Below are 18,381 nucleotides of genomic sequence, written 5' to 3'. Positions count from 1 at the left end.
CATCGGCTCCTAAGCCGCCTTGAGCCGGTGCGAAGGCCCGATCCGGAGCCCGGTCGCACGATCGAACAGCATCGCGGCATCACCCGCGAAGCGGACGAAGACGGTATCGTCGGCCGCACCTTTCGACGCATCCGGCGGCAGCGCCGCCAGCCATTCGGTTCCGTCAGCGAGACGGAGCAGCAGCACCGCCTTCTCGTGCATCGGCGTGATCGCGAGAATGCGCGCCGGAATGGCGTCGTCCGTGGACACCGTCGAGACCGCGAGATCCTCCGGCCGGACACCAAGCCAGCATGGACCCGCGGGTGCCACGCCATCGGCAGCACCGAGCCGCATCCTGGCGCCAGCGACCGCAGCCGATAGCATGCCGTGCTCCGCGATCGGTGAAACCTCGGCGAGGTTGATGGTCGGGTCGCCGAACAGGCGGGCCACCGCAACCGACGCGGGCTGGGCATAGATATCGGCAGGCGCCGCGACCTGCGCGAGCCGGCCGTCGACCAGCACCGCGATGCGGTCGGCGATCGCCATCGCCTCACGATAGTCCTGGGTCACGTACAGCACCGCCGCCGTCCCGCGCCGCAGCAGGTTCGGCAGCTCGAGCCGCATCTCGTAGCGCAGCTTGGCGTCGACGTTGCGCAGGGGATCATCCAGCAGCAGCACATCCGGATTGCCGACCAACGCTCGCGCCAACGCCGTTCTTTGCTTTTGTCCGTTCGACAATTCGCGCGGCGTGTGGCCGAGCACGTGCTCGATCTTGAGCAGCTTGCTGATCGCGGCAACGCGGCCCGCGACATCGCTGCCGCCGGCCCTGGCGCGCAGCCCGCTTGCGATATTGTCGCGGGCGGTCATGTGCGGGAACAGGGCAAAGTTCTGGAACGCCATGCCGATACCGCGCCGCTCGGGCGGAGCACCGACAATCGAGCGGCCGCCGACCAGAATGTCGCCGTCGTCAGGCTCGAACATGCCCGCGATCATGCGCAACAGCACGGTCTTGCCGCTGCCGGACGGTCCGAACACCGCAACGATCTCGCCGGGCTCGACCGCCAACGACAGTCCGTCGGCGGGCCGTGCCGCACCGAAAGCCTTGCTCACCGAATTGATCTCGAGACGCGCCATCAGGTCAGCCTTTCACCGCGCCGAGCGAGAGACCTTCGACCAGATAGCGCTGCGCATAGAGCGCCAGCAACAGGGTCGGCGTCACCGATAGCACGATCGCCGACGCGATCTGGCCATACTGGATTCCGGAAGCGGTGACGAAGGCGAGCGCGCCGACCGTCACCGGCTGCTTGTCGGCGGAAGCCAGGATCAGGGCGAAGACGAAATTGTTCCAGCAGAAGATGAACGACAATAGCCCCGCCGCGGCAATTCCGGGTCCCGCCAGCGGCACCGCGATCTTGATGAAGGCCTCGCTCCAGGAATGCCCGGCCAGCCGGTAGGCATGCTCGATATCAGGACTGATATCCTCGAAATAGCCGCGCACGATCCACAGGATCAAAGGCAGCGCGATCAACTGATAGACCCAGACGATACCGATATAGGTGTCGTTGAGGCCGAGCTCCTGGTAGTACAGCGACAGCGGCAGCAGCACGAGCAGCGGCGGCGCGAAGCGGAACGACAGCAGCGTGAAGGCGATGGTCTCGCCGAGGCGGAACTTGAAGCGCGCAAAGGCATAGGCTGCCGGCACGCCGAGCAGCAGCGCCAGCAGCACCGCCGCGCTCGACAGCACGACGCTGTTGAAAAGATTGCGCATGAACGAGATTTGCAGATTGCCGGCCACGGTGCGCAGCTGGCCGGAGATCAGCGCCTCGTAGTTCGCAAGCGTCGGCTCGAACAGGATCCGCGGCGGAATCCGCAAGATCTGATCGTTGCTCTGGAACGACATCAGGAAGATCCAGACGATCGGAAACATGAAGAAGATCAGGATCAGCGTGAGCGCCACGCCGCGGAAGACGCGACCGGCAAGGCTGGAATGTTCCATCGTGCCCCTCCCCGTCACGCGTGGCCGTGCGCACGCGCGCGCAACCGCAGCCAGTTCTTGATGAAGATGTTCGAAAGGATATTGGTGATGAGCCACAGGATCATCAACAACGCCGCTGACCTGCCGACATTGGTGTACTGGAAAAATTCCAGATAGGCCTGCACCTGGAACACCATCAGCCGGTCGCCGGGGCCGCCCTGCGTCATCGCATAGATGATGTCGAACTGCTGGATCGAGTCGAGCAGGCGGAACAGCGACGCCGTGATGATGTAGGGCGCAAGCATCGGCAGCGTGATGCGGAAGAAGACAAAACTCGCCGGCACGCCGTCGAGCGCGGCGGCCTCGAACGGCTGCCGCGGCAGCGAGCGCAGCCCCGCCAGCAGCAGGATCATGATGAAGGGCGTGTAGACCCAGACGTCGACCAGCACCACGGTGAACAACGCGGTGGACGGATCCGAGGCCCATTTGAAGTCGGTGACGCCGAACAGGCTGACCAGATAGGACAGGATGCCGAAGCTCGGATTGGTCATCAGCTTCCACATCAGCGCGGCGATCGCTGGCGCCGTCATCAGCGGCAGCAACAGCATGATCGAAACCGCATTGTGGAAGCGGGTCGGCCGGCGCAGCAGCAGCGCAATGCCAAGGCCCAGCAGCAGCTCGAGCACGACCGTCAACGCGGTGTAGGTGATCGAGACGCGAGACGTATTCCAGAACGCGGGGTCGGAGAGAAAGTCGATATAGTTGTCCAGGCCGATGAAACCGCGCAGATAAGGCAGGTTCAGCCGGTAGCGCTGCAGCGAATAGATCGCCGCGGTCACGAACGGAACCAGGATCGCCACGCAGATCAGCAGCGCCGGCAGGCTCAGCAGGTATGGCAGCAGGCGGCCGCGCGGCCGTGGCTTGGCCGGCGCCGTCGGCGCGTTCGTTTGAAGAAGTTGGACCATGCTCATGATGATACGAGATCGCGTTCGGCTGGCAACGCCGCCGGCTCGGAATGGGGCTAGTCTCCGAGCCGGCGGAAGGGCGTGGTGCGGAGGAGGATCAGGCACCACGCAGTTGATGTGTCAGCCGAGACCGGCCTGCTTAAGCTGGCGGTTGATGCTGTCGGCGAGCTTGTCCAGCCCCTCGTCGACGCTGACCTCCTTCGCCACCATCTTCTGCAGCGAGGCGGCCCACTCGGTCGTCAGGTCGAAGAACAGTGGCTGCGCAGTGAAGTAGATCTTGGCGCCGGGCGCGGAGACGTCGTGCTGCTCGAGGTAGCCGGGATAGGATTTCGCGATGCGATCGCGGAACTCGCTGTCCTTCCACACCGATGCGCGGACCGGATTGACGAAATCCATCTTGCGCGCACCGAACAGGTCGTGCTCTACGGAGGCGGCCCACTGCATGAACAGCCACGCCGCGTCCTTCTGCTTGGAGAAGGTCGACATCGCGAGCGACCAGATCCAAACGTTCGGGGTTGGCGCCTTGGCGGCCGGATTGGCGGCAAACGGCGCGTAGCCGAGATGCCCCTTCTCCTTGTTGTCGCCGCCATTCATGAAGTAGCCGAGGATATCGGCATCGAAGATCATGCCGGAGGCGCCGGCGCCGACGTCAGTGCCGACCTGGTACCAGGTGTAGGTCGACCAGTTCTTCGGCCCCGAGGTCTGAATCATCTTGACCCATTTCTCGTGGAAATCCTTCGAGGCCTTGGTGTTCATCGCGGCCTTCAGCTTGCCGCCCTCCATCACAAAATCCTTCTGGCCGAAGTTCGAATAGGCCGACAGAAAGCCGGGATGGATGCTCGCCCAGGAACGCGAGCCGCGCACACCGATGCCGTAGGGCCCGCCGGCGTCCTTGGTGATCTTGGCCGCGACCTCCAGCATCTCGTCGAGGTTCTTCGGCGGCTTGACCCCGACCTTGTCGAAGATGTTGCGGTTGTAGGTGATGTTGTTGAGCTCATAGCCCCAGGGGATGCACCACTGCTTGGCCTTGCCCGAGCCGAGTTCGGAGCCGGCGACGCCGTCCCATGCGGTTGAGGCACGCAGGCCGGGCAGCACGTCGTCCCAGGCGAAGGCCGGGTTGGTCTTGGCGGGATCCTTGATGTAGGTGTTGAGGTCCTCGATCCAGCCCGCCGGACCGTAGGTCCAGGTCATGTAGGCGCCGGTCATGAAGGCATCGTACTGGTCCGACTTCGACGACAGTGCCGCCGTCACCTTGTCGAAATAGACGTCCTCCGGGAAGATGTCGTAGGTGACATTCATGCCGGTCAGCGACTTGAACGCCTCAATGTCGCCGATCATTGCGTCGACGTAAGGGTGCTTGTTCAGCAGCAGCTTGACGCTCTTGCCGCTCTGGGCCTTCCAGTTGAAGTCCACGGCCATTGCCTTCGACATCGAGGAGGCGAAGGTGGCGTTTGCAGCGATGCCCGCGATGCCGAGCTTGGCGGCGCCGTCGAGGAGATCGCGGCGGCTGATGCGTTTGGCAGCGTAGGAGTCGAACAGATTCTTCTCGCGATCGAACATGTATTTCCTCTCCTTGTTGACGCTTGTTATGTGTCCTTCCGGGTCTTGCTTCTTGCTTTGCCGGATGTGGTCTCCGGCTTGTCGGTGGCGAGCGCTTTTGCAGTCGCTTCGTCGATGATGAGGCCGTGCAGAACGCCGCTGCGCAGCACCCCGCGCAGCGCGGTCACCTTGGCCGGCCCGCCGCCGATGGCGACGATCCGGTGCTTCCTGAGATCGGGCATGCTCATGGAGGTGGCGCGGGCCGAGAGATCGGTGTCCAGCACGGTTCCGTCGGCGCTGAAGAAATGTCCGAGCAGATCGGCGCAGGCGCCGACACGCTTCAGCTCGACCAACTCGTCGGGCTTGATCATGCCGCTCGACACCAGAAAGCCGTCGCGGCTGATCTGGCCGATGCCGACGAACAGCAGCGAGGCCTTGCGCGCCAGTGCGAACACGTCGGCGATGCCGAATTGCTGCATCAGCACGGCGCGGTCGGCGACCGAATTGGCGAATACCGGCACCGGCAACAAATAGGCTTCCGCGCCGGTGCGCTCGGCGAGCTTGTGAATCACGTCGAACGGATTGGCGGCAAATTTCCGCGTCAATCCGCCGAGCAGCGACACGAATTGCGCGTCACGCGCCGGCGTCTGCGGCATCTGCTCGACGACGGCGGCGAGCGTGCGGCCATGGCCAACGCCGATCACCTTGTCCTGGCCGCGCTCGAGGATCTGGCGCAGGAAGCTCGCGCCTTCGAGCGCCAACGCCTTCAGCGGCAGATCGCCCTCGCCGAGATCAGGCGCGACGCGGCAGAACGAAAGACCAAAGCGCTGCGCGAGATCGTTCTCCAGCGCGACGCATTCGGCGACCGGCCCCTCGACGAAAACGCGAATCATGCCCTCGCGGCTGGCGCGCGCGATCAGGCGGTGCGCCTTGGTGCTCTGGATGTTGAGGCGGTCGGCGACTTCCGACTGCGTCAGCCCGGCTGCGAAATACAGCCACGCTGCACGCGTCGCGAGTGACGCCTCGCCGTCGGTCACCGGCAGCCTGTCGGGCGATGCAGCCATGTCCGAAAAAGTCCGCTTGCAAATTTCTTCATCTCCTGCAAAAAATTGCAGAGGCCGGACGGGGCGTCAATCCCCCAAACGTGCTGCAGCGCAACCAATGTTGAAGCGCGCGCACCAAACAGCGGTGAAGTCGGATGGGAGGTTTGTATCTCGGCATTGATGTCGGAACCGGAGGCGTCCGCGCCTGTGCAATCGACACCGAGGCCGGCATCCGCGGCTTTGCTTCGGTCGCACTGCCCGCACCGCGCGTCGACGGCAACGCGATCGACCAGACACCGGAGCTCTGGTGGCAGGCCGCGGTGGCGGCAATCCGCAAGCTTGGCGAGACCGTCAGTCTCGGCGACATCACGCGCATCGTCGTGGACGGCACATCGGGCACGCTATTGCTAGTCGATGCGTCCGGCCGCCCCTGTTCGCCGGGGCTGATGTACAATGATGCGCGCGCCACACGTGAGGCGATGCGCGTGGCGGCAATCGCACCGCTCGAAAGCGGCGCGCATGGCGCGAGCAGCGCACTCGCCAAGCTGCTCTATCTGCTGACCCACGGCTATATCGGCGACGCGCGCCACGCCGTGCACCAGGCGGACTGGATCGCAGGCCGGCTCACCAGCTGTCATGGCATCAGCGACGAGAACAACGCGCTGAAGCTCGGTTACGACCCGGTCGCGCGCGCCTGGCCACCCTGGCTTGACCAGCTCGGCGCGCGCGACGATCTGCTTCCCGAGGTGCTGGTGCCGGGCACGCCATTCGCCGAGATGGATCCGCAGGTCGCGCGGTCGCTGGGGCTGCCCCCCACAGCACAGGTCGCGGCCGGCACCACCGATGGCGTTGCGGCTTTCATCGCGACGCGGGCCGACCAGCCGGGCGATGCCGTCACCTCGCTCGGCACCACGCTGGTGGTGAAGCAGCTTGCGACCCAGCCGATCTTCGCGGCCGATCAGGGCGTCTATTCGCACCGGCTCGGCGAGCGCTGGCTCGCCGGCGGCGCCTCGAACTCCGGCGGCGCCGCGCTTCTCGCACATTTCACCGCCGACGAGATGGAGCGGCTGACACCGCAGGTGACGCCCAACGAGCCGACCGGGCTCGACTATTATCCGCTTCCCAAGCCCGGCGAACGGTTTCCGATCGCCGATCCCGCGCTGGCCGCACGGATTACACCGCGCCCGGCGGAAGATCATCGCTTCTTTCAGGGCCTGCTCGAGGGCATTGCCTCGGTGGAAGCCCTCGCCTATCGGCAGCTGGCGCGGCTCGGCGCACCGCGCCTGCGCCGCGTTATCGGGATCGGCGGCGGCGCGAAGAACGACGCATGGACCAGGATCAGGCACCGCATTCTTGGCGTTCCTGTCTCGGTCGCCGAGCAGACCGAAGCAAGCTACGGCGCCGCGCTGCTGGCGTTGAATGGCGGTCCGCCATGAATGCCGATGCGACCGCGATCGCCGGCCTTCACGCCATCGTCGACCGCTTCGATCACGTGCTGCTCGACCAATGGGGCACGCTGCACGAGGGGCTGGCGGTGTTCCCTGCTGCGCTGCATTGCGTGGCAAGGCTGCGTGAGGCCGGCAAGCGCATCCTGATCCTCTCCAATTCCGGCAAACGCGCCAGCAGCAATCAGCGACGGCTCGCGGCGCTCGGCCTGCCGCCGGAAGCCTATGACGGCGTGTTGTCCTCGGGCGAGGTCACCTGGCGCGGCCTGCATGCACGCGAGCAGCCTCCCTTTGCAGGGCTCGGACGCGCATGCTTCCTGATCTCGCGCGACGGAGACCGCTCGATCGTCGACGGCACCGCTCTCGCGATGGCTTCGACCGTGTACGAGGCTGATTTCATCCTGCTCGGCGGGCTCGACGATGATACGGCCGAGCCCGAGCGCTGGCGTGCGCTGCTGACGGCGGCCGCCGCGCGGCGACTGTCGATGCTGTGCGCCAATCCTGACCTCGTGATGTTCGGCGCCGCCGGGCTGATCCCGGCACCTGGCGCGCTTGCCGCATTCTATCAATCACTCGGCGGTACCGTGCTGTTCGTGGGCAAACCGTATCCACCGATGTTTGCTGCCGCGCGCGACCAATTGGGACATCCGCCGCCGGACCGGATCCTCGTTATCGGCGACTCGCTCGATCACGACATCGCCGGTGGACGTGCCGCCGGCATGCTGACCCTGTTGATCGGCTCCGGCGCCCACCGGGCGACGCTGGCGCAGGCAAGCAATCTGCCGCAAGCGATCAGGATCGCAGCCGGCACGGCGGCACGGATGCCGCACTGGACGATGGACCATCTGATCTGGTGAGAACACCCCCGATGCGACAGCCTCAAATACTGAACGAATTGCGCCAGATGTCGGCTAGCGTCGGCGCCAATATCCTGCTGGTTCAGGGTGCCGGCGGCAATTCGTCGGTCAAGGATGGCGACGTGCTGTGGGTGAAGGCGTCGGGCACTTGGCTCGCCGATGCCGAGGACAAGGACATTTTCGTACCGGTCGCATTGTCGGCTGCGCGCGCCGCGCTTGCGCAAGGCGACGAACGGGTGCCGCTCGCTCCGAACGCCGGGACGACGCTGCGCGCCTCGATCGAGACCTCGCTCCATGCCCTGATGCCGCACCAGGTCGTGCTGCATGTCCATGCGGTCAACACCATCGCATGGGCGGTGCGAACCGATGCCCGCGACGAATTTGCCCGGCGACTGGACGGATTGGCCTGGCGTTACCTCGACTATCACCACCCGGGACTGCCGCTCGCACGCGCGGTCAGCGAGACGATTGCACGGAATCCGGTCGACGTCCTGGTCCTCGGCAATCACGGCCTGGTGGTGGGCGCAGCCACCTGCAATGCGGCGGAGGCCATGGTGGCCGACGTCGAGGAGCGCCTCATGCTGGAGCCGCGCAGCGCGCCAACCGCGGATCACGATGCGCTCCGAACGATCTGCGCAGGCGCCGGCTATCGCCTGCCGCGGGATCCGCGCTGCCACGACATTGCCACCGACCGCTACAGCCGCGCGATCGCAACCAGCGGCTCGCTCTATCCTGATCACGTCGTCTTCCTTGGCCCGGGACTACCGGTCCTGGAACATCGCGAGAACCTGAGCGCCATGATCGCACGGACCATTGCGGACGGGCTGGCGCCACCGGTTGCCCTTCTCGTCCCGGACGCTGGCAGCCTCATCCGCGAGGACGCCAGCGACGGCGCGGAAGCCATGCTGACCTGTCTTGCACTGGTCACCTGTCGCCTCCCCCTGACTGCACGCCTCAACTATCTAGCGGCAGAGAGTGAGCATGCGTTGCTGAATTGGGATGCCGAGCGATATCGCCAACAACTGACTGCCGATCGCTGATCCGACCAGGACCGAACGATTTAAGGCGCTCAATCTTCGAAGCGCCATGTCCGCCTTACGTCGGAATGATCTTTCCCGAAGATTTATCGAACAGATGCACGCGCTCGAGATCGATTCCTACGTCGAAGGGCCGATCCGGCTCCGCGGTGGTACCGACCGGCACTTGCGCGGTGAATGGAAAGTCGCTGACGGCGCCAATCACCAGTGTGTGCGGCCCCAACGGCTCCACATCCTTCACGATCATACGGATTGTGCTGCCGGCCGGAGCGCCCTGCGGGAGGACGTGGTCCGGCCGCACGCCAAGCACGACCGGCTTCTCGATGCTCCCCGCATAGGCAGCCTCGCGTGATTTCGGCAATCTCAACGCTGTTCCCGACGGCTCGGTGAAGAGCAGCGCACCGTCGCGCGCAACGATCTCGCCATGAATGAAATTCATGCTGGGTGCGCCGATAAAGCCCGCCACAAAGAGATTGCTCGGCTTCTCATACAGCGTGATCGGGTCGGCCGCCTGCTCGATCCGGCCGCGGTTCATCACGACGACACGATCGGCCATGGTCATGGCTTCGACCTGGTCATGGGTCACATAGACGATGGTCTTGGCGAGCCGGCGATGCAGCGCCTTGATCTCGGTCCGCATCTCGATCCGAAGTTTGGCATCTAGATTCGACAGCGGCTCGTCGAACAGAAAGACATCGGGGCTGCGCACGATGGCGCGGCCGATCGCCACGCGCTGGCGTTGGCCGCCCGAGAGCTGCTTGGGACGCCGGTCGAGATACTGTTCGAGGTCGAGTACCCGCGCCACATCCTTGACCGCCTTCTCGATGCCGGCGCGTGGTTCGCCCCGCACCTTCATGCCATAGGCAATGTTCTCGCCGACGGTCATATGCGGATAGAGCGCGTAGTTCTGAAACACCATGGCGCAATTGCGCAACCCCGGGCGCAACTGGGTGACGTCGCGGTTTCCGATGCGGATGGTGCCGCTGGTGACGGTCTCAAGTCCCGCGATCATGCGCAAAGTTGTCGTCTTGCCGCAGCCGGATGGGCCGACAAGCACGACAAACTCCTTGTCGGCCACGTTGAGATCAAGCCCTTCGATGATCTTGTAGGGCCCGTATGCCTTGCTGACGTTCTCGATCTCGACGTGCGCCATAAAGTCCTGTTTCCGTCTCCGAAGATCATTGAAGCCCCAGATGACGATCGCGCGTCATCCGGGGCCATCTCAATGGCATGCTAGAGCATTTTCCGATCACGTTGCGTCGTAACCAGCCGCGACGAGATAATTTTGGCATTCCTCGGGTGAGAAGCGCTTGAGAGCGTTGGCGATTGCTTGCCAGAGATCGGGCATGGTGCGCGCTGCGGCGGCCCGCAACAGGGCTTTCAGTTTAGAGAAGGCCATTTCGATCGGGTTGAAGTCTGGACTGTAGGGCGGAAGATAGAGCAGGCTTGCTCCGACCGCCCGGATGGCCTCTCGAACGCCATGGACCTTGTGAGCGGGCAAGTTGTCCATGATAACGGTATCGCCCGGCCGCAGCGATGGGGCGAGCAATTGCTCGACGTAGGCCAGGAAAGCGTCGCCATCCATTGGACCGTCCAGAACAAGCGGCGCGATCAGACCGTCGGAGCGCAATCCAGCGGTGAATGTCGTCGTCTTCCAATGTCCGTGTGGGATAGCTGCACGACATCGCTCGCCGCGTGGCGAGCGGCCGTAAAGCCGCGCCATTTTGGTGTTGGCGCTGGTTTCGTCGATGAAGACGAGACGCTCAGGGTCAAGATCGATTTGCCCTTCGAACCACTCCTCACGCGCGGCATTTATATCGCCGCGCCGTTGCTCGGCGGCGTGCGCTGTCTTTTTTTAAGTGTGATCTTTCTGCGCTGGAAAAAACGCCAGAGCGACGCGATGCCAGTCGATATTCCACGACGTTTCAACAGTTCTCGCAACTCGGCGAGCGTGATATCCGGCTTCGCTGTCACTGCCTCCAGAATCAATTGCGAATGCGCTTCGATGCGCTGCGATTTGCGGTCACCGCCCTGGCGTTTAGGAACGATGTCGCCAACTTCCTTGAGGCGACCGCGCCAGCGGATCGCACTGGCCGCGCTGACACCAAAGCGCTCAGCAGCCTGTCGACAGGACATGCCACCGTCAATCGCGGCTATCACCCTTTGACGAAGATCAACCGAAAGCGCCCTGGCCATACATGCTGGCCTCCCTCGCCAGCATGCAGCTTGAATCTGACTCGCGCCGTTTTGGGAATCCCCACCCGATTCATTCCGGTCGGAAAATGCTCTAGTTCTTGGGCGGCAGGCCCATCGCCGCGCGATAGGCGGCCAGCTGCTTGGCACGGCCGAACTCGTCGGTCAGCCGGTTCCATTCCTTCGCGATCGCGTCGAGCGCAGCCTTCGGCGTGGTCTGGCCTGCCAGCGCCTTGCCGAGTTCGATCTCCACGACCTCGGTGTAGGAGAAGTAGCCGGGCAGACGCATGTCGAGCGCGACGTTCTTGGCGTTGATGGAGTCGGACTGCGCGCCGAGATATTCCTTGGCCTCCTCAGGCGAGAAGATCTTGCTCCAGAGCTGCAGATTGGCCGTGTGCGACTTGCGGTAGGGGTTGACGCCGCTGCCGCCGGTGATCGCCGCCTGGCCGGACACATCCGGACTGGTCAGCGTCTTGACGAAGTCCCAGGCCGCCTGCTGGTTCTTGCCGGCCTTCGGCACCGCGACCTGCCAGCCGCCGAATGCCATGAACGGGCCCGGCACAACACTCGGGAACTTGTCCCAGGTCTTGGTCTTGGCGTTCCAGATCTCGTCCGAACCGGGCAGCATCGCCGAGCCGACCTTGCCGGAGATCTTCGATTGCTTGGGATCGGCGGCGATGACGCCGGTGTCGCCCCAGCCGATCGACTCGGCCACCTGACCGCCGGCCACCGCCGCGTTCACCTCGCCGAACGAGAAGTTCAGCGCGTTGGGCGGACCGAGTTTGGAGGCCCGGATATACTCCTCCAGTCCCTTCACCCAGCCCGGATTGTTGATCTGCGCATCCATCGTCTCGGGATCGAAGAACATCGCGCCCGGATAGTTCGGATTGTTGGTGTAGGCCGCAGCATGGCTGAAGAAGAACCAGAACTGCTGGCCACCGCGGCGGAATGCCTCCGCCGTTCCCCACAATCCCTTGTCCGGGCGCTGGAAGAACTCGGCGATGTCGAGATACTGTTTCCAGGTCTTTGGCGGCGCGAGGTCATAGCCGTATTTGGCCTTGAACGCCTCCTTCTCCTTGGGATCGCTGAACAGATCGGTGCGGTAGGTGTAGGTGTGGACGTCGCCGTCCATCGACTGCGAATAGATCTTGCCTTCCCACACCATCAGGCGCTCGCGGTAGGCCGGCTCGATGTCATCCCAGTCCTTGCCGGACTGCATCTCTTTCGGCATCTCGCTGAGATAGGGCACGAAATCCGGCAGCCAGGCCGGCGCGAAGCTGACGAGATCGAATGTCGCGTCCGATGCCGTGAGCGAGGTCGCGATCTTCGGATAGAGCTCCGACCATGGAAACTCGACGACGTTGACCTTGCCGCAAGTCTTCTTCGCCCATTCGTCGGCGCCGAGCTTGAGCGCGGACGCGATATAGGGGCCGGTCTGCGACGCCACCGTCAGGGTGACGCCGGTATAGTCCGGGCTGCAGGCAGCGCTCGCCTCGCCCACGCCGCAAACTGTCGCCAGCGAAGTGGCAAGCATCAGGAACGTTCGTCGCAACATTATTTTGTCCTCCCTAGGTTTTCTTACTTGATAGCTCCGAGCAGCAGGCCCGACCGCATCATCCGGCTGAGCAAACCTGCCATGATCATCATCGGAACGATGGCGACGAGCGCCGCCGCCGAGATCGCCCACCATTCGTCGCCGCGCTGGCTGTTCTGCCCCGCCACCAGGATCGGAAGCGTCTGCCATCGAGAATTGGTCAGGAACAGCGCAAACAGGAACTCGTTCCAGACAAAGGCCAGCGTGATCATGAACGTGGCGAGCAACCCGTTCATCGACATCGGCACCACGATGCCGACGAAGATGCGCCAGCTCGGCACGTTGTCGACCATCGCGGCTTCCTCGACCTCGATCGGGATCGCCTCGAAGAAGTCGCGCATCAGCCAGACCACGATCGGAAGCGAGAAGGCGACGTAACACAGCGTCAGGCCGATATAGCTGTCGATCAGCTGGAAGCCGAGCCGGCCGATCTCGCTGTAGAGCAGATAGAGTGCAAAGGCCGTGACGATCGGCGGGAACATGCGCTGGCTGACGAACCAGAACAGAATGTCCTCGTTACCGAGGATCGGCCCGGGCAGCGGCAGGCGGTTGGCAATGATCGCAACGGCCAGCGCGATCGGGAACGCGAGCAGCAGCGCCTGCGGTCGGGTGAATCCAAAACTGTTGTTGAAGACGAGGTAACCGCCAAGTGCGAGCAGGAAGAAGGCAAGGCCTGCACCGAGCCGGACCCTGAATTCGAAGCGCACCAACGCATAGGCGGCCATCGCGCCGATCGCGGTGGCGATCGCGGCTGCCGAGAGGCCCACGATGGTCGAGTTCAGGAATGTCCGGAAGAACTCGCCGCGGATGCCCTGATAGAGGTCGATGAAGGGCTGCAGGGTCGGCGTGAAGTCGATGAACGGCAGATAGGTCGGGCCGCCGACCACGCCGGGCGGCGTCTTGAACGCGGTCACGACCACCCAATAGAGCGGAAACACCGTGATCAGGCACCAGACGAGAACACCCGCGGCGACCAGCCGGCGGCTCCAAGGCGACAATCCGGTCAAGCCCTGCCCGCTCATCGGCGCTTCTCCAGATGCGGCCGGAGCAGCGCCAGATAGGTGACGCCGATGATCGTGATTGCGGTCAAGAACAGGAAGCTGAGCGCCGACGTGTAGCCGAGATTGAACTTCTTGAAGCCCTCCTGATAGGCGAACAGGGTCAGCGTCTCGGTGTCGACGCCAGGTCCGCCGCCCGTCATCACGAAGACGGTGTCCATGATCTTGTAGCTCTCGATCAGGCGAATGAAGACCACCGCTGCAGAGATCGGCAGCAGCATCGGAAAGGTGATGCCCCAAAACTGCTGCCAGGCGCTGGCATTCTCGAGCTCGGCGGCCTCGTAAACGTCCTCCGGCAGCGTCTGCAGGCCGGCCAGCATCATCAGGATGATAAAGGGCGTCCACTGCCAGACCTCGACCGCGATGATGCAGGCGAGCGCCCAGTGTCCATTGGTGAGGAACGGCAAATTGACCAGGCCGAACTTGCCCAAGAGCTGATTGAGCGGTCCCATGGTCGGGTTGAAGATCATGCGCGCGACCAGCGCAACCGCGACCGGCGCGAGCAGCATCGGCAGCAGCAACGCGACGCGAAACAGCCGTTCGCCCGGCACGCGCGCATTGAGCGCGAGCGCCACCCCAAATCCGATCGCATATTGCAGGCCAACGGCGATGAAGGCGATCAGCGTCGTGGTGAAGATCGCATTCCAGAACCGCGGCTCCTGCAGCACGCGGCATAATTGCCCAGCCAGACCACCCGCGGCGGGATCGGCGGAATCAGGCGGTAGCTGAGGAAGCTGGTGGTCAGCGAATAGATCAGCGGAAAGATCGAGATCGCCAGCACGACGAGCACCGCCGGCCAGATGAAGACGTGCTTGATCGGATCATTCCGCATCATCGGAGGATCAGCCCTTCAGCAGCGCTTCGATCTCCGCACGCCGCGGCATCGCCGGCGCCGTCCCCGGTCGCGTCACCGAGATTCCCGCCGTGGCCGATCCGAAGCGCGCAGCCTCCAGCGGATCGACGCCATCCGCCAGCGCCGCCGCGAAGCCGCCGACGAAGGCGTCGCCCGCGCCGGTGGTCTCAACCACCTTGCCGGCCGCGAAGGGCAGCACGTGCAACGAGCGGTCCCGCGCATGGAACAGGGCGCCACGCTCGCCAAGCGTGATCAACGCGGTCCCCGCACCCTTGGCCAGCAGCGCGTCGCCGGCGCGGCGAGCGCCGTCGAGATCGCTCACCGCGATCCCGGTCAACGCTTCGGCCTCAGTCTCGTTGGGGACGACATAGTCGCACAGCGCAAACAGGCTGCTGTCGAACTTGATCGCCGGCGCCGGATTGAACACCGTGATGCTGCCGGCCGCGCGCGCAATCTCGAGCCCCCTGATCGCCGCGTCGACCGGCTGCTCGAGTTGCGTCACGAACACCCGGCTGTCGCGAATAGCGCCCGCCACCGCGTCGATATCGGCAGGGCTGATACCGCCCGCAGCACCCGGCACCACGATGATCGCGTTATCGCCGCGCGTCTCGTGGACATAAATGAACGCCGCGCCGGTCGGCGCTTCCGCCATCCTGGCCACACGCGGCCGGATTCCCTCGGCCTCCCAGGTCTTGATCGCAAGTTCGCCGAAGGCGTCGCTGCCGATCCTGGAGATGAAGGTCACGGCAGCGCCGGCACGCGCGGCCGCGACCGCCTGGTTGGAGCCCTTGCCGCCGGGGCCCATCGCAAATCCTGATCCCGCGATCGTCTCGCCGATCGCGGGCATATTGCCCGCACGGAACGCGAGATCAACGACGAACACGCCGAGGACGGCGACGCCATTCCTGCTCATGGGAATCATTCTCCGTCCGGGGCGGTCACGCCCTTGCTGAACAGGAAGCAGCCGTAGAAGCGGCGCTCGCCGGTTGCGATCACGCAATAGGCGGACTTGGCTTTCTCATAGAAGGCGTGGCGCTCGACGCCGACCAGCGGCCAGGATCGCCCTTCCGCGCGATCGATCGCGGCCTGCACCTCGCGCTGCACAGGCGGCACCTCCTGCGGCTGGCCGACGATCTCCATCCGGATGGCCGCATCGTCGACGAAGGTATCGAGCGGCATGACGGAGAGAATGGCCTCGATCGCCCTCGCGGTGCTGACATTGTCGATACGCAGCAGCCGGCCGAACACCGTCTGGCGCGCGATGGAATCGGCTGGAAAGTTGGTATCGCAAACGACCAGACGGTCACCATGCCCCATGGCGCGCAGCGCATAGAGCACATCGGCATTGAGCAATGGATCTATGCCCTTCAGCATGTTGCCTTCCCTCCTTGATCCTCGAAATCGTCCGAACTCTGGCGGTTCGGATCCCCTGTTCGCTACGGTGACGCGTCGCCCCTAGTCACCATAGGGGATCCAGATGTTCTTCACCTGCACGGCGTGGCGCAGCAGGATCGGGCCTTCACATGCAGCCCTGTCGTACCAATCGAGCAACAGACCGTGATCGACGAGCGTGCGCTTGAGATTGCCGATCGACAGCCGTTCCGCCGCCGCCGACGCCTCCTGCGATCCGAACGCCCAGAGCGCGTCGACATCATCGTGCTCGGCGAGGACCTTCACCAAACCGTCGCGATCGCCCGTGACGATATTGACGACGCCCGCCGGCACATCCGATGTCTCCAGGACCTGGTAGAAATCGGTCGCGGCGAGCGGATGCCGCTCGCTCGGCACGACGACGACGCGATTGCCCATTGCTATCAACGGCGCCACCAGACTGATGAAACCGAGCAGCGGTGCCTCGTCCGGACAGGCCACACCGACGACTCCGATCGGCTCATGCATCGCGAGCGCCACGCCGCGCAATGGCGGCGCGTGGACAGTTCCTTCGAATTTGTCGGCCCAGGCCCCATAGCTGAACAGCCGCTCGATGCTCGTGTTGACCTCGGCACGCGCCTTGGCGGCCGTTATGCCCGTCATGTCGGTGATACGCCTGGCGAATTCGTCACTGCGCGCGGACAGATTCTCGGCAAGGTAGTAAAGGATTTGGGCGCGATTATGCGCCGTCGCCCGCGCCCAGGCTTCGGCGGAGCGCGCCGCGGCCACGGCATTGCGGATGTCCTTGCGGTTGCCCTCGCCCGCTTCGCCAAGATGCCGCCCCTTCGGCGAAAGCACCGCGCGCGAATAATTGCCGTCGGGACGAACCTGCTTGCCGCCGATGAACAGTTTTGCCGTGCGGTCGATCGCCGGCACGCCAGACCCGCCACCATCGGTGGCAGGCGCCGGCGGCGGCAACGCCTTCGCGCGCGCCTTGCGGCCGCTCCAGGTCTTCGGCTTCAGATATTCGTACATGCCTTCACGGCCGCCCTCGCGGCCAAAGCCTGACTCGCGGTAACCGCCAAAGCCGACGCTGGCATCGAACAAATTGGTCGCGTTGATCCAGACCACGCCGGCCAAAAGCTTCGGCGCGATATCCAGCGCCAGCCCGATCGTCTCGCTCCATACGCTTGCGGCAAGCCCATAGCGCGTGTTGTTGGCGAGCATCACCGCCTCGTCGGGCGTGCGGAATGTCATCGCCACCAGCACCGGCCCAAAAATCTCCTCGATCGCCACCGTCGAAGCCGGATGCACATTCCAGAGCAGGGTCGGCGGGTAGAAGCAGCCCTCCGCCGGCAGCGCGCCCGGCGCTTGATATTTCTCGGCGCCCTCCCTCACCCCGGTCTCGACCAGCGACTTGATCCGTTCGAGCTGCACGGGCGCGACCACCGCCCCCATGTCGATCGACTTGTCGAGCGGCGGGCCGACGCGAAGCGTCTCCATGCGCCGGATCAGCCGCCGGCGAAACGTCTCCGCGATACCTTCCTGCAGCAAGAGCCGCGAACCGGCGCAGCAGACCTGCCCCTGGTTGAACCAGATCGCATCGACCACGCCCTCGACGGCGCCGTCGATGTCGGCGTCATCGAAGACGATGAAGGGCGATTTGCCGCCGAGCTCGAGCGTCAGCGACTTCCCGGTGCCCGCGGTCGACTGGCGGATCAGCCGGCCGACCTCGGTCGATCCTGTGAATGCGATCTTGTCGACGCCCGGATTCTCGACAAGCAACGCACCCGTCGCGCCATCACCGGTCACGACGTTCAGCACGCCCGGCGGCAGACCGGCCTCCGCCGCAAGCTCGGCGAACAGCAGGGCCGTGAGCGAAGTAAATTCCGCGGGTTTGAGCACCACCGTATTGCCTGCGGCCAGCGCAGGCGCGATCTTCCACGCCAGCATCAGCAGCGGGAAATTCCAGGAAATGATTTGTCCGATCACGCCGATCGGCACCTGATCGGCGAACTCGCGCTCCTGCAGCTGGGCCCAGCCGGCGTGATACAGGAAATGGCGCGCGGCGAGCGGCAGGTCGAGATCGCGGGTTTCCCGGATCGGCTTGCCATTGTCGATCGCCTCCAGCACCGCGAACAACCGCGCGTGACGCTGCAGCATGCGCGCCAGTGCATAGAGATGGCGGGCGCGGCCGTGGCCGCCGAGCTTGGCCCAAAGTGGTTGCGCTGACCGCGCGGCGCCGACCGCAGCCTCGACATCGGCGGAAACGCCCTGCGCGATCTTCGCCAATGTCTTGCCGGTAGCCGGCTCGATCGTCGTGAGGTGCTTGCCGGATTGCGGCGCGACAAACTTGCCGCCGATGAAATGGCCGAAAATCGCGTCGTGCCGCTTCAGCCAGGCGCGCGCCTCGCCGTCGGCCTCGGGCGCGGGACCATAGTCCATGGTCTCGTAGTATTGTGCGACACTCAT

Annotated in this window: 15 protein-coding genes and 1 pseudogene; 3 read left to right on the top strand and 13 right to left on the bottom strand. The window is 64.4% G+C overall.

Annotated elements, in window-relative coordinates; translation table 11 throughout:
• Positions 1-9 precede the first annotated feature (9 nt).
• The 5 genes from HAP54_RS33300 to HAP54_RS33280 all read right to left on the bottom strand — a co-directional run bounded on the left by HAP54_RS33300 (position 10) and on the right by HAP54_RS33280 (position 5,522).
• Positions 10-1,113 carry an ABC transporter ATP-binding protein gene (locus HAP54_RS33300; protein WP_166294548.1) on the bottom strand — a complete coding sequence of 368 codons (1,104 nt, stop codon included), beginning with the start codon at positions 1,111-1,113 and terminating at the stop codon, positions 10-12.
• Between the two features lie 4 nt (positions 1,114-1,117).
• Positions 1,118-1,975, bottom strand: a complete 858-nt coding sequence (locus HAP54_RS33295; RefSeq protein WP_166294546.1) for a carbohydrate ABC transporter permease — start codon at positions 1,973-1,975, stop codon at positions 1,118-1,120.
• A 14-nt stretch (positions 1,976-1,989) separates the two neighbouring features.
• Positions 1,990-2,919, bottom strand: a complete 930-nt coding sequence (locus tag HAP54_RS33290) for a carbohydrate ABC transporter permease (RefSeq protein WP_175619257.1) — start codon at positions 2,917-2,919, stop codon at positions 1,990-1,992.
• A gap of 120 nt (positions 2,920-3,039) precedes the next feature.
• Positions 3,040-4,479 (bottom strand): extracellular solute-binding protein, encoded by a 1,440-nt coding sequence (locus HAP54_RS33285; RefSeq protein ID WP_166294542.1) that lies wholly within the window; start codon positions 4,477-4,479, stop codon positions 3,040-3,042.
• A gap of 26 nt (positions 4,480-4,505) precedes the next feature.
• Positions 4,506-5,522 carry a sugar-binding transcriptional regulator gene (locus HAP54_RS33280; RefSeq protein ID WP_166294540.1) on the bottom strand — a complete coding sequence of 339 codons (1,017 nt, stop codon included), beginning with the start codon at positions 5,520-5,522 and terminating at the stop codon, positions 4,506-4,508.
• 134 nt (positions 5,523-5,656) lie between these two features.
• Between HAP54_RS33280 and HAP54_RS33275 the strand changes: the two genes are divergently transcribed.
• The 3 genes from HAP54_RS33275 to HAP54_RS33265 are packed head-to-tail and all read left to right on the top strand — an operon-like array spanning position 5,657 to position 8,843.
• A complete protein-coding gene (locus HAP54_RS33275; protein WP_166294538.1) occupies positions 5,657-6,937 on the top strand; it encodes an FGGY-family carbohydrate kinase in 1,281 nt (426 codons plus the stop codon).
• Positions 6,934-7,803, top strand: a complete 870-nt coding sequence (locus tag HAP54_RS33270; protein WP_166294536.1) for a TIGR01459 family HAD-type hydrolase — start codon at positions 6,934-6,936, stop codon at positions 7,801-7,803. The genes HAP54_RS33275 and HAP54_RS33270 overlap by 4 nt, the downstream gene beginning before the upstream one ends.
• Positions 7,804-7,814: 11 nt before the next feature.
• Positions 7,815-8,843, top strand: a complete 1,029-nt coding sequence (locus HAP54_RS33265; RefSeq protein WP_166294534.1) for a class II aldolase/adducin family protein — start codon at positions 7,815-7,817, stop codon at positions 8,841-8,843.
• Between the two features lie 55 nt (positions 8,844-8,898).
• Here HAP54_RS33265 and HAP54_RS33260 read toward each other — a convergent pair whose 3' ends face one another.
• From HAP54_RS33260 to HAP54_RS33225, 8 genes and pseudogenes are all read right to left on the bottom strand, one after another.
• Complete coding sequence (locus HAP54_RS33260) at positions 8,899-9,993, bottom strand: ABC transporter ATP-binding protein (RefSeq protein WP_166294532.1); 1,095 nt, start codon at positions 9,991-9,993, stop codon at positions 8,899-8,901.
• Positions 9,994-10,089: 96 nt separating this feature from the next.
• A protein-coding gene (locus HAP54_RS33255) for an IS630 family transposase (protein WP_166293531.1) occupies positions 10,090-11,036 on the bottom strand; the annotation gives its coding sequence in 2 pieces (ribosomal slippage) (positions 10,090-10,697 and positions 10,697-11,036; 948 coding nt in all).
• A gap of 91 nt (positions 11,037-11,127) precedes the next feature.
• Positions 11,128-12,588 (bottom strand): extracellular solute-binding protein, encoded by a 1,461-nt coding sequence (locus HAP54_RS33250; RefSeq protein WP_166294530.1) that lies wholly within the window; start codon positions 12,586-12,588, stop codon positions 11,128-11,130.
• 23 nt (positions 12,589-12,611) lie between these two features.
• On the bottom strand, positions 12,612-13,649 hold the full coding sequence (locus HAP54_RS33245) for a carbohydrate ABC transporter permease (RefSeq protein ID WP_166294528.1): 1,038 nt from the start codon (positions 13,647-13,649) through the stop codon (positions 12,612-12,614).
• Positions 13,646-14,520 (bottom strand): annotated as a pseudogene (locus HAP54_RS33240) (carbohydrate ABC transporter permease). The gene HAP54_RS33245 and the pseudogene HAP54_RS33240 overlap by 4 nt, the downstream one beginning before the upstream one ends.
• 7 nt (positions 14,521-14,527) lie before the next feature.
• Complete coding sequence (locus HAP54_RS33235; protein ID WP_166294526.1) at positions 14,528-15,451, bottom strand: ribokinase; 924 nt, start codon at positions 15,449-15,451, stop codon at positions 14,528-14,530.
• 5 nt (positions 15,452-15,456) lie between these two features.
• Complete coding sequence (locus HAP54_RS33230) at positions 15,457-15,912, bottom strand: RbsD/FucU family protein (RefSeq protein ID WP_166294524.1); 456 nt, start codon at positions 15,910-15,912, stop codon at positions 15,457-15,459.
• An 81-nt stretch (positions 15,913-15,993) separates the two neighbouring features.
• Positions 15,994-18,381, bottom strand: coding sequence for an aldehyde dehydrogenase family protein (locus tag HAP54_RS33225; RefSeq protein WP_166294523.1), 2,388 nt, complete (start codon positions 18,379-18,381; stop codon positions 15,994-15,996).

This window comes from Bradyrhizobium sp. 2S1, assembly GCF_011516625.5.
In the GTDB taxonomy this organism is placed as follows: domain Bacteria; phylum Pseudomonadota; class Alphaproteobacteria; order Rhizobiales; family Xanthobacteraceae; genus Bradyrhizobium; species Bradyrhizobium septentrionale.
The sequence above is the reverse complement of the archived record's forward strand: the minus strand, read 5'-3'. Positions and strand labels throughout refer to the sequence as shown.